The following is a 12,091-nucleotide window of genomic DNA, read 5'->3' on the forward strand; positions in this document are numbered from 1 at the left end:
GTGAATTTATCCCATGATGCTCATACTTGCAAACCAAGCAACTGGGGGTGAATTGTGATTGTTTTGGGCAATGATAACACAGTCAAAATTAATCAAGCATACAGTAGCACAGAAAAAGTATTGCAATGTGTCGTTTTGTAGTCATTGTACCCAGCTTTGGTAAAATTATGACAAATTGATACAAATTGCCCTTTACCACATTCCTATATTAGCACCATTTTGATAAATTACAAGGGCAAAAACAGCAAAAATCACAGAAATTTGCACAAATTTTGTACAAAATGGTGATTTTATCGCTTATTTTTCACATTGAGCACCGACCTTTGTCGTCCATGCGCCGTGATAAGCTGTCAAATAAGCTGTCAAAATTGCTACCAAAAAACATTGGCAAAATTGATGAAGTGGTGTAAGCTTATCAGCAGATTTTGGCTCAAAAAAAATTAGCAATCCATGTCAACCGGCTTTTATGATACACAATATCAATCCCGCACAATCCTATCTGCATTAGGTGTTGTGCTGTGGGCGGCTCGTAGCAGCCAAACACAGCTTTTGGCACAGCCATCGGCTGATGTATCATCACAGCCTTTGGCACGCACTGCGGTATCCACGCAGGTATCACCATCCAAAGCCAATAAAACAGCGCCAACTGATAAGCCATCTAAAGCACCGATTGGCAGTCAGCTGACACATCTTAGCCAAGCTCTCAAAGAACACAGCCGACAGGTACAGCACCACACCGTCCAAGAATTATCATCCACCACACAAAGCACTACAAGCACCGAACTAGACACTGTGCCGACATTTCGATTACAGGCGATTGTCTATCGCCAATGGGTTTTGTTGGTTGATTTTGACGGCATTGACATCGCCAAAAAAGACATCTGGGTATCGCTCAATCAAGCCATCCAAAATCATGCCAAAGCATCACAGCTGACGTATGAACAGCGGGTGCTGAATTATCCGATTATCAGCAATGACCCAAATGCTAACCAACCTGCGGTGATTGATGCTAGTATCAAGGGCTTTATTTTTGGGTGTTTGCAGGCAAGCCCCAAGATTGAACAAATTCTTGTGCTAAGTGCATTACCATCATGTATCAACCTAAAAAACATCATCAGCGCACTGGATGATAAGCTGGTTATCAATCAGGATTTTGGGCTAGATGATATGTGGAAACAGCCAACAGTCAAAAAGCAGTTTTGGCAATATCTACATCAAGCGGATGATAAGACGGACAAATAACCGACAATGCTGACAATGCTATAGCTGATTGCATAAATGAGTGTGCAAAGGCTTATCTGTCACTGCTTTTCATGATACAATAACCAAACTTTCCCAATCTTGCCTGCTATTTTTATATCATTAAGGAAAAATCCATGACCCGTTTAGCGAATTTCTGTGCTGGTCCTGCCAGTATGCCAACCGCTGTCCTTGAGCGTGCCCAAGCTGAAATGCTTGATTGGCAAGGGCTTGGCGCATCTGTGATGGAAATCAGCCATCGCAGTGCCGACTATATTGAGCTTGCCCAAAAAGCCGAAGCTAATTTGCGTAAGCTCATGAACATCAGCGATGACTATGCGGTGCTATTTTTGCAAGGTGGTGCGGCATTGCAGTTCTCTAGCATTCCACTGAACCTACTTAATGGTGGCACGGCTGATTATCTAAACACAGGCGCATGGTCACAAAAAGCCTATAAAGAAGCCAAACGCTATGAAGTGCTTGGTCTTGGCAAGGTGAATCTGGTCGCCGAAGGTGATGGCAGTGATGTGCCTGCGTTTGACACTTGGCAGCTGACGGATGGCGCAAGTTATTTTCACTACTGCCCAAATGAGACCATTCACGGCGTGCAAATCTTTGACACACCAAAAGTCAATGCGCCAATCGTCGCCGACTTCTCATCATGCATCCTATCAGAGCCGATTAATGTCAATGACTTTGGCATGATTTATGCCGGTGCACAAAAGAACATTGGGCCGGCTGGTTTGACATTGGTCATCGTACGTAAAGAGTTGCTTGACAAGGCAAGTCCGTGGTGTCCAAATGTGATGAATTATAAAAATCAGTTTGAAAATGACTCAATGCTCAACACGCCATCGACTTATGCATGGTATCTGTCGGGCCTCGTGTTTGAATGGCTACTTGAGCAAGGCGGTGTCGAAGCCATTGCCAAGATTAACCGTGCCAAAGCACAAGCACTGTATGATGCCATCGACGCGAGCGACTTTTATACCAATAAAGTCAATCCTGCCTATCGCTCTATCATGAATGTACCGTTCCAGCTTGCTGATAGCAGTCTTGATAAGCTATTCTTAGAAGAATCAAAACAAGCAGGGCTACTAAACCTAAAAGGTCATCGTGTCGTCGGCGGTATGCGAGCGAGCATCTATAATGCCATCACGCTAGAGCAAGTGCAGGCATTGGTAAGCTTTATGGCTGAATTTGAGCGTAAGCACGGCTAATTTGTTTATCATCAGCAATGATTCAGTCATCTTATCAGCATGACAGCAGACCACGAGTCAAGCGGTTGTTTGGGTCGTGGTTTTTGTTCTGTACCATCATGGCAAGTGTGGTGATGGCAGGCTGTGCCGATGACTCAACAGGTGCGGATAAGCAGACGGCAGATGTCGCACCTGTCAAATCATCTGCAGATGATGCACTTGATTTATCCGCTGAAAAATTACCACCAAGCATCCGCCAAAATCATCTAGCCGCAGGCACTATCACTAGCACCGTCTTGACAGTGAATAATGATGCCAAATACGCCAATGCCACGCATCTGCCCTATGCCAATCCTGATGCGCCAAAGGGTGGCGTGCTGTCGATGTCTGCTATTGGGATGTTTAATAGTCTAAATAGCTTTATTGACCAAGGCATCCCTGCGACGGGGACTTTTTATCTGTATGACACGCTGATGGCAGGTTCGCTTGATGAATCTTATGTGCTCTATCCACAGCTTGCCAATGCCGTCACGCACAATCCTAATGATGGCAGTTGGATTATTTATCATATCCATCCTGATGCACGGTTTTGGGATGGAAGTGCGGTGACGGCGGATGATGTCAAGGCGACTTTTGAAGCGATATTAACCAAAGGCTTGATGTCGTGGCGGGGCTTTTTGGGTGGGATTGATGCCATCGAAGTGCTTGATAGCCATCGGGTGAAGTTTTATTTTAACCAAATGGCATCAGCGGATTTGGGTGCAAGTGTCGGGCTGATGCCTGTATTTGCCAAATCAGATATCGAAAAGCGATTTGACCAAGTTAGCCTTGTGCCGTTGATGGGTAGTGGTGCGTATCAGCTGGAGCTTGCCGAACCATCACGGCGAGTACGCTATGTCCGTGACCCCAATTATTGGGGTAGGGAGTTGATGGTGAATCGGGGGCGGTTTAATTTTGATGCCATCGAATATCAGTATTTTGCTGATGATGCGGTGGCGTTTGAAGCCTTTAAAACGGGGCAATATCGCTTTCGTATCGAGACGGATATCAAGCGTTGGGCGACTTTTGATAATACTGCTCGCTCAAGTAACATCCAAAAAGCATCCATCATCAACCAAAATCCCGTGCTGATGCAGGGGCTAATTATGAACCTGCGTCGTCCGCTGTTTCGTGATAAGCGAGTACGCCAAGCGATGAATTTGGCGTTTGATTTTGAATGGACAAATCGGCAACTGCTCTACGGCGAATATCAGCGGTTAGACAGCTATTTTTTTGGTTCTGCCTTACAAGCCAAAGGTGCGCCAAGTAGCGATGAGTTGGCAGTATTACAAGCTTTACCATTAAATCAAGATGAACAATCTGCCATCAAAGGCGTACCCAATCAGCCTGTCTCAAACGGCGATGGCATCAATCGCACCAATCTGCTCAAGGCAAGAGCGCTGCTGCTAGATGCTGGATTGTCTTATCACAATGGTAAATTGCACGATAAGGATGGTCAAGTGGTACGCCTAGAAATCTTGGTGCAGGATGATAAATATCAAGCCGTGCTTTTGCCGTATATCGCTCATCTAAAGCGACTGGGCATTGATGCGCGTCTTCGGCGTATGGATAGCTCAAGCTATCTGCACGCCAAGCGAGCATATGATTTTGATATGATTATTGATAGCTTTATGCAGGGCAATTCACCGGGGGCGGAGCAGGGCTATCTGTGGGGCTCAAAATCCGCTGATGAAGCAGGCAACCAAAATACCATCGGCATCAAAAGTGCTGCCGTGGATGCAGTCATCGATAAGCTTAGCCAAGCAACATCACGAGATGAGACCATACTGTATGCCAAAGTGCTCGATCGGTTGCTGCTTGCTGGCGAGTATATGATCCCTTGGTATGGCAAAAACACCACCGATGTCATGTATTATCAAGGCTATCAGCATCCATCTACACCGCCAAACAGTAGCATCGGGCTTGATTATTGGTGGTACTGGCCGCCCAAAGACACTACACAGGACTGACTTATGAATCACTTTGATATTCACGCCATCAAGGCATTTGATGATAATTATATTTGGGCAATCAGCACAGATGGGCAGGCGATCATCATCGATCCGGGTTCTGCTGATGAAGTGATTAATTATCTAGATACTCATCAGCTGACACCTGTGGCGATACTCATTACCCACCATCATCACGATCATATCGGTGGTGTGGATACGCTGATGAATCTTTATAAAGACTGCACACTGTACGCACACAGTCAGCACGGACTTGCCAATGCTGTACTGGTGGATGAAGGTAGTCAGCTTGATATCATGGGGCTAAATTTCACCGTGCAGATGAGTGCAGGGCATACTGATAGCCATCTAAGCTATCTTGTGCTGATTGATGGCGTGATGCGAGTTTTTTGTGGTGATACGCTATTTAGCGGTGGCTGTGGGCGAGTGTTTACAGGGACGATTGACGAGCTGTATGCAAGCTTTGAGCGGTATTTGGCACTGCCCGATGATACGCTGTTTTATCCTGCGCATGAATACACGCTGTCAAATCTGAAATTCGCCCAAACCATCTGCGCTGATAGTATTAAAAAAACCATCGATACCGCCATCACCGATACCCAAGCACGCCTAGAAAATGATAAAATAAGCCTGCCAACATCGCTTGGTCTTGAGAAGCAAATCAATGTCTTTTTACACAGCTTTGAGCCTGCTTTGCGTCATGAGATGGCGCAAAAGCTTGGCTGTGCTGATGATGGTTTGGCGGTATTTACTGCTTTGCGTATCGCCAAAAACAATGCCTAAACAACGCCTAAATATCGGCGAAAAAGCAGTGCTTAAAATGGTTGTACCTAAAAAATGCAACCATCGCCAATGCTGGCTATTATATAAATTAAATTATTAAAAATATTAAAATAAGTGAATCATCAATGAGTCTGATTGCCCTAATTATTCTTGCCTTTGGGATGTCGATGGATGCTTTTTCGGTGGCGATTGCCAAAGGAACGGCCGCTCGTGGCATGAGTATGGCCAAGGCAGTCAAGCATGGCTTGGTGTTTGGGGTGGTCGAAGCGATTGCACCAGTGATTGGCTGGCTCATGGGCAAGGTGGCGCATCAGTGGATGGAAAGCGTCGATCACTGGATTGGCTTTGTGCTACTGATGATACTTGGTATTCGCTGTATTTATGAAGCTATCTGGGGCGATGATGACGATGATGCGTCTGATACTCGCACAGGTGTTTGGCTATTTATCACGGCGATAGCGACCAGTATTGATGCGATGGTGGTGGGGGTGTCGTTGGCATTTTTGGAAGTCAATATCATCACCGCAGCGCTGATGATTGGACTTGCCACGACCATCATGGCGACCACTGGGCTGTATTTAGGGCGCAGACTTGGCGAGCGATTTGGCAAAGGGGCGATGATTGCAGGCGGGGTGGTGCTGATGGTGATTGGCTCATCGATTTTGTACAATCATCTGACTGCTTGATTTTGGACTAATTATTCATAATTTCTTACTTTTTTATAATAAATTAACCATCATGAATAGACAGCAACACAGTCGGACAATCAGCATACAGGGGTGTCGATGAGCTATATCCTAAAGCGTATCGCCTTGATGCTACCGACGCTGTTTTTGATTTTGCTGATTAATTTTGTCATCATCCAAATCGCTCCCGGCGGCCCTGTCGAACAACAACTTACCAAAATCCAAGCCGAACAACAACAGCTTGCCGCACAAGGCTTTACGCTAGCGCAGTACCATTATCAAGGGGCGCAGGGCTTATCTGCACAGATGATGGCAGAATTAAACGCACGATTTGGTTTTGATTTGCCTGCTGGTGAGCGATTTTGGCTGATGCTAAAGAACTTTGCCCAATTTGAGCTTGGGCAGTCGTTCTTTCAGGGGCAGTCGGTGATGGATTTGATTATCCAAAAACTGCCGATTAGCATTGCTTTTGGGGCGTTGTGCTTACTTGTCTCTTATGGCTTTGGCGTGATGATTGGTGTGTATAAAGCCAAAGTGCATGGCAGTGCCAAAGACCATCTGACTATGCTTGTGCTGTCGGTGTTGCACGCTTTGCCGGTGTTTATGATGGCGGTGCTACTGCTTGTGCTGTTTGCAGGCGTGTGGCAGATTTTCCCCATTCAAGGGGCGATGTCAGCGCAGTTTGCCGAGTTATCATTGTGGGGCAAATTCACCGATTTGCTGTGGCATCTGACCCTGCCCGTGCTGGCTAGTAGTGTGGGGTCGATTGCAGGGATTGCTTATTTGACCAAATTTAGCGTGATGAATGAGCTTGGCGCATCCTATGTGCTTGCCATGCGTGCTCGTGGGCTGTCGCAGCGTCGTATCTTATATACTCAAGTGCTCAAAAATGCCTTATTGCCCATTGTGTCAGGCTTGCCATTGGCGGTGGTGGGCGTGCTGTTTTCGGGGAATTTTTTGATCGAAGTGATTTTTGGGATTGATGGCATTGGCAGACTTGCTTATGATGCGGTGCTGCAGCGAGATTATCCGCTGATGTTTGGGATTTTGTATATTTTTACTTTGCTTGGCATGGTGGTTCAGCTGATCTTTGATGTGCTGTATGTGCTGATTGATCCGAGAGTGGATTTTGGGGCGTGATGATGTCAAGTTTAATAAAATCAACACCGTCAGCCCAAAGCGATGCATCGACGCAGGGATTTTTGGCGAATTTTTGGGCAAGATTTCGCCGTGAGCGTTTGGCTTATTTTTCACTAATTTTACTAAGTATCATTAGCCTAATATCATTATTTGCACCTATCATTGCCAATGACAAACCGCTGATGGTTCGCTATCAAAATACCACCTATTTGCCGATGCTACACGACTATGCCGAGATGACATTTGGCGGCGAGTTTGAGACGAGTGCCAATTATCACGACACCGTCTTGATTGACAACATTCAGCGTGATGGGATGATGATTATGCCACCGATACGCTATGGCGAGCAGACTTTGGTGCTCGATGCACCTACGCCACACCCAAGTGTACCAAGCACCAATCATTGGCTAGGCACGGATGATGTCGGGCGAGATGTGCTGGCTTGTGTGCTGTATGGACTGCGTATTTGTCTGTTGATGGGCTTTGGGCTAAGCCTTGTGGGTAGTGTGATTGGCATTGCTTTTGGGGCGTTGATGGGGTATTTTGGCGGCTTGGCGGATTTGCTTGGTCAGCGGATTGTCGAAGTGTGGCTTGGCTTGCCGCAGCTGTTTGTGATGATGATTTTGGCAAGTGTGTTTGTGCCGTCGGTGCCTGTGCTGTTTGTGCTGTTGTTGTCCTTTGGCTGGCTGTCGCTTGTGCCTTTGACCCGTGCGCATTTTTTGCGGACACGGCGTATGGCGTATGTGCTCGCTGCCCAAAATCTTGGCGTGCATCCACTGGTCATCATCAAACGGCACATCTTGCCAAGTACGCTACTGCTCGCTTTATCCCAGTTTCCTTTTGTGATGGTGGCGAATATCAGCGCTTTGACGACGCTTGATTTTTTGGGCTTGGGGCTACCGATGGGTTCGGCAAGCTTGGGTGAGCTGTTATTACAGGGTAAAAATCATCTGGATGCACCGCATTTGATGCTGACGGGCTTTGTGGTGCTAAGCATAGTGCTGTCGCTACTGATTGTGATTGGAGAAGGGCTCAGAAATGCACTCGATGTCAAGCAATAATAAGCCTATCATCTTGCTCAATCAGCTAACTATCAGCACTGCCAAAGGTCCGCTCATCGACGGGCTGACGCTCGATGTTCATCAAGGCGAAATCATCGGTGTCGTTGGCGTCTCGGGTGTGGGTAAGACAAGCTTAATGCTGTCATTATTTGGGCTATTATCACCCTCATGGACGGTGTCGGCACAGCAGGCGATGATAGTAGGTCTTGTGATATCGATGGCTCGGCAGGGTGATGATAAAGCGTTTGGCGTTGTGCGTCGGCAGATGGCGTATATTTTTCAAGAGCCAAAAGCATCGCTTAATCCTGTGGATACGATAGCGACGAGTTTTGATAAGTTATTTGCTACGCTCAATATCCCAAAGCATGAGCGAAAATCTTATGCCAAACAATTACTTGAGATGGTACATCTGCCTGATACCGAGCGTTATTTATCCGCTTATCCGCATGAACTCTCAGGCGGTGAAGCACGGCGTATTAGCATTGCACAGGCTTTGGCAGGCACACCAAAAGTCATCATCGCCGATGAGCCGACGGGTGCGCTTGATAGTCATCTAAAAGATGAAATGCTGACATTATTAACCGATTTGTGCCATCGCACAGGCACGGCATTGCTCATCATCAGCCATGATTTGCCAAGCTTAATGGGTCGTTGTGATCGGTTTTTGGTCATCGGGGCTGATGGCTGTGATACTTTGACACCGCAGACCATCATTCACAATCCCACCGCAAATGCACTATTGACCGCTGATTTTGGCACGCCACCAGTTATGCCTGATGTGATGGATAATCAAAGCCCGATTTTAAGCATACATGATTTGGCCATCAACTATGCACATCGCTGGCTATTTTGGCGTAAATCCAGTCCTGTCATTGAGAAGTTTAATTTACAAGTTCATCAAGGAGAAATCGTCGGTATTATGGGCGTATCAGGCGCAGGCAAATCCACACTTGCCCGTGCCATCACACGCCTAGACCCCAGACTGATCGTCTCAGGTCGCATCATCATCGATGGGCAGGATATCTATCAGCTGTCTGCCACACAGCTAAGGCACGCCAAGCGACAAGCCATCCTAGTGATGCAAGAAGTCAAAGACAGCCTAAATCCTGCTCGCACCATCCGCCAAAGCCTTGATGAAGCTTGTGATACAGCGGATGATGTGTATCTTGATGAGCTATTGGTACTGTGCGGTCTGCCCAAATCCCTGCTTGAGCGTTATCCATCTGGTCTGTCAGGCGGTGAGTGTCAGCGTATCTGTATCGTGCGTGCGCTACTGGCTCGCCCAAAACTCTTAATTCTTGACGAGCCGACCGCCATGCTTGATCGCTTATCGATTGCTCGTTTGCTTGATTTATTAAGACAAATTAACCAAACTTATCAGACTGCGATACTCATCATCAGCCATGATCCGACGGTGATTGACGCACTGTGTCATCGCACCATCTATCTACAAAAGAGCGTATCATTAGTCTAAGGCACTATCACACCGCCGAGCGATTAAACACTTCTCGTAATTCAAAGCTGGTGTGTAGCTGACTTACACCATCAATTTTACTCAGACGATGTAGTAGAAATTCTTCATAATGACGCATATCTTTGACCAAAACTTTGAGCAAATAATCTTCGCTACGACCGGTGACGACGCTACAGCTGACCACTTCATCAAAGGTGCGAACTTGGCTCTCAAACTCGCCAAATCGCTCAGCGGTATGCTTATCCATGCTCACCGCCACATAGACCGATAAGGTATAGCCAAGCGTGGCGGGGTCGGTGTGTGCATGATAGCCTGTGATGATGCCAAGCTCTTCGAGCCGTTTGATACGGCGGATGGTCGGCGTGGCAGACAGATTGACCGCTTCGCTGATATCGCTGATGGATGCTTTGGCATTCATGGTCAACATTCGCAAAATCTTGCGGTCAATCGCATCCAGCGTCACAACTTCTTGAGTGGTAGCCATAACTGATAAATCCATTAAAAATAGTAAAATTCACCATATTTTAGCAAAAAATTAGTATTTTGTACTCATTGGTGGCAAAAATAATGCAAAAATAGGTAAAAATTGCTATACTAAGTTTGTTAAGATAATCACCATCAAAAATCAACCCTATTTTGCGATAACTGATACAGTTTGGAGCTATCATGCCACATATTCATCCAAAAAATTCTGCTTTTGATTTTACCAAATATCGTCCGTTCGAATTTGCGCCGAAGCTGACTGACCGCACTTGGCCAGATAAGACCATCACCAAAGCACCGATTTGGGCGAGTGTGGATTTGCGTGATGGCAACCAAGCATTGATTGACCCGATGAACATTGAGCAAAAATTAAAATTCTTTAAATTGCTTGTTGATATTGGCTTTAAAGAAATCGAAATCGGCTTCCCATCAGCGGCACAGGTTGAGTTTGATTTTACTCGTAAGCTAATTGAAGAAGGTCATGTGCCTGATGATGTGACTTTGCAGGTGCTTGTACAGGCTCGTGAGCATTTGATTGAGCGTACCTTTGAAGCGCTACAAGGCGCTCGCCGTGCCATCGTCCATGTGTATAATTCCACTTCAAAAGTCCAACGCGACAAAGTCTATAAGATGGACAAAGAAGAAATTAAGCAAATCGCCATCGCAGGGGCGACGATGCTTCGTGATAAGGCGAAAAATTATCCTGATACCGAATGGGTGTTCCAGTATAGTCCAGAGAGCTTTAGCCAAACCGAAACCGACTATGCTGTCGAAGTGTGTGATGCCGTCTGCGAAGTGTGGCAACCACAAAACGGTCAAGCGGTTATCCTAAATCTGCCTGCGACCGTCGAAGCCAGCACGCCAAATGTCTATGCCGACCAAGTGGAATATTTCTGCCGTCATCTAAAGCAGCGTGAGCACGTCATCATCAGCCTACACACGCACAATGACCGTGGCTGTGCAGTGGCAGCGTCTGAACTAGGACTTATGGCGGGTGCTGATCGTATCGAAGGCACGCTACTTGGCAATGGTGAGCGTACGGGTAACATGGACATCCTAGTGATGGCGATGAACCTATACACCCAAGGCGTCGATCCTGAGCTTGATTTTAGTCAAGTCAGCGAAATGGTACAAATCGTCACCGAGTGCAACAATCTGCCTGTGCACCCACGCCATCCGTATGTCGGCGAGCTTGTGTTCACGGCGTTTAGTGGTTCGCACCAAGATGCTATCAAAAAATCACTTGATTATAACGAAAAACACAAAGAAACCGACAATCACTGGGATGTGGCGTACTTGCCAATCGACCCTGTGCATATCGGTCGTGGCTACCAAGATGTGGTGCGTATCAATAGCCAGTCAGGTAAGGGCGGTGCGGCGTACATTCTACAACGCCATTATGGATTTAATCTACCACGCTGGACGCAGATTGACTTTGCTCGTGTGGTGCAGGCTCAAGCTGAGAGCTTAGCTCGTGAGCTCAAGACCGAAGAGCTGCTTGAAATCTTTACCCAAGCTTATCTATCGCAAGATAAATTCCGCCTAAGCGACTACACCATCAACAACAAAGGCGGTGATGTGACTTTCCAAGGTCAAGTGGCAGCGCCGACCGAAGTCTTTGAAGTCATTGGTCAAGGCAATGGCGCATTATCGGCGTTTATTGATGGTTTGGTCAAAGCAACAGGCAAGCAAATCCATGTCACCAACTATGCTGAGCACGCCATCAGCCAAACTGCCCAAATCGACAGCGACGACGGTAAGGACAACCAAACGCACAACGCCGCTGCTGCCTACATTCAGCTGTCTGTCGATGGTCAAATCTACTCAGGTATCGGCACCTGTAACAGCACTGTCTCAGCCATGCTAAAAGGCGCATTGTCAGCATTGGCGCAGGCTTGGTAATGGATTAAGCATTGGCAATCCGCTAATTTTATCTAACCAATAAACCGTTCAAAGCTTGGGTTGAACCGCACCCCAAAAGTTAGACAACCTTTGGGGTGTTTTTATGACCAAATAC

10 protein-coding genes are annotated in these 12,091 nt (G+C 46.7%); 9 read left to right on the forward strand and 1 reads right to left on the reverse strand.

Features of this window, described 5'->3' with window-relative positions; all coding sequences use genetic code 11:
• Positions 1–450: 450 nt before the first annotated feature.
• From Q0N89_RS03520 to Q0N89_RS03555, 8 genes are all read left to right on the forward strand, one after another.
• Positions 451–1,242, forward strand: a complete 792-nt coding sequence (locus tag Q0N89_RS03520; protein ID WP_294033427.1) for a hypothetical protein — start codon at positions 451–453, stop codon at positions 1,240–1,242.
• Between the two features lie 134 nt (positions 1,243–1,376).
• Complete coding sequence (gene serC / locus Q0N89_RS03525) at positions 1,377–2,459, forward strand: 3-phosphoserine/phosphohydroxythreonine transaminase (RefSeq protein ID WP_294033429.1); 1,083 nt, start codon at positions 1,377–1,379, stop codon at positions 2,457–2,459.
• A gap of 17 nt (positions 2,460–2,476) precedes the next feature.
• Entirely contained in the window at positions 2,477–4,447 is a 1,971-nt protein-coding gene (locus Q0N89_RS03530) for an extracellular solute-binding protein (protein WP_294033431.1), read from the forward strand.
• Positions 4,448–4,450: 3 nt separating this feature from the next.
• Entirely contained in the window at positions 4,451–5,230 is a 780-nt protein-coding gene (gene gloB / locus Q0N89_RS03535; protein WP_294033433.1) for a hydroxyacylglutathione hydrolase, read from the forward strand.
• Between the two features lie 125 nt (positions 5,231–5,355).
• A complete protein-coding gene (locus tag Q0N89_RS03540) occupies positions 5,356–5,916 on the forward strand; it encodes a manganese efflux pump MntP family protein (RefSeq protein WP_294033435.1) in 561 nt (186 codons plus the stop codon).
• A gap of 99 nt (positions 5,917–6,015) precedes the next feature.
• Positions 6,016–7,056 carry an ABC transporter permease subunit gene (locus Q0N89_RS03545; protein WP_294033437.1) on the forward strand — a complete coding sequence of 347 codons (1,041 nt, stop codon included), beginning with the start codon at positions 6,016–6,018 and terminating at the stop codon, positions 7,054–7,056.
• A complete protein-coding gene (locus tag Q0N89_RS03550; protein ID WP_294033439.1) occupies positions 7,056–8,117 on the forward strand; it encodes an ABC transporter permease in 1,062 nt (353 codons plus the stop codon). The genes Q0N89_RS03545 and Q0N89_RS03550 overlap by 1 nt, the downstream gene beginning before the upstream one ends.
• Positions 8,104–9,591, forward strand: coding sequence for an ABC transporter ATP-binding protein (locus tag Q0N89_RS03555; protein ID WP_294033441.1), 1,488 nt, complete (start codon positions 8,104–8,106; stop codon positions 9,589–9,591). Before Q0N89_RS03550 ends, Q0N89_RS03555 begins: the two co-directional genes overlap by 14 nt.
• A 7-nt stretch (positions 9,592–9,598) precedes the next feature.
• Here the strand turns inward: Q0N89_RS03555 and Q0N89_RS03560 are convergent, their stop codons facing one another.
• Entirely contained in the window at positions 9,599–10,075 is a 477-nt protein-coding gene (locus tag Q0N89_RS03560; RefSeq protein WP_078253622.1) for an Lrp/AsnC family transcriptional regulator, read from the reverse strand.
• A gap of 182 nt (positions 10,076–10,257) precedes the next feature.
• Between Q0N89_RS03560 and leuA the strand changes: the two genes are divergently transcribed.
• Positions 10,258–11,976, forward strand: coding sequence for a 2-isopropylmalate synthase (leuA, locus tag Q0N89_RS03565; protein WP_294033444.1), 1,719 nt, complete (start codon positions 10,258–10,260; stop codon positions 11,974–11,976).
• The last annotated feature ends 115 nt before the right edge of the window (positions 11,977–12,091 follow it).

Origin of the sequence: uncultured Moraxella sp. (assembly GCF_945873075.1) — a bacterium.
In the GTDB taxonomy this organism is placed as follows: domain Bacteria; phylum Pseudomonadota; class Gammaproteobacteria; order Pseudomonadales; family Moraxellaceae; genus Moraxella.

Bases quoted from the DNA above. Each gene is read 5' to 3' on its own strand.
- Q0N89_RS03520 (WP_294033427.1), top strand. From the start codon at position 451: ATGTCAACCGGCTTTTATGATACACAATATCAATCCCGCACAATCCTA.
- serC (WP_294033429.1), top strand. From the start codon at position 1,377: ATGACCCGTTTAGCGAATTTCTGTGCTGGTCCTGCCAGTATGCCAACC.
- Q0N89_RS03530 (WP_294033431.1), top strand. From the start codon at position 2,477: ATGATTCAGTCATCTTATCAGCATGACAGCAGACCACGAGTCAAGCGG.
- gloB (WP_294033433.1), top strand. From the start codon at position 4,451: ATGAATCACTTTGATATTCACGCCATCAAGGCATTTGATGATAATTAT.
- Q0N89_RS03540 (WP_294033435.1), top strand. From the start codon at position 5,356: ATGAGTCTGATTGCCCTAATTATTCTTGCCTTTGGGATGTCGATGGAT.
- Q0N89_RS03545 (WP_294033437.1), top strand. From the start codon at position 6,016: ATGAGCTATATCCTAAAGCGTATCGCCTTGATGCTACCGACGCTGTTT.
- Q0N89_RS03550 (WP_294033439.1), top strand. From the start codon at position 7,056: ATGATGTCAAGTTTAATAAAATCAACACCGTCAGCCCAAAGCGATGCA.
- Q0N89_RS03555 (WP_294033441.1), top strand. From the start codon at position 8,104: ATGTCAAGCAATAATAAGCCTATCATCTTGCTCAATCAGCTAACTATC.
- Q0N89_RS03560 (WP_078253622.1), bottom strand. From the start codon at position 10,075: ATGGCTACCACTCAAGAAGTTGTGACGCTGGATGCGATTGACCGCAAG.
- leuA (WP_294033444.1), top strand. From the start codon at position 10,258: ATGCCACATATTCATCCAAAAAATTCTGCTTTTGATTTTACCAAATAT.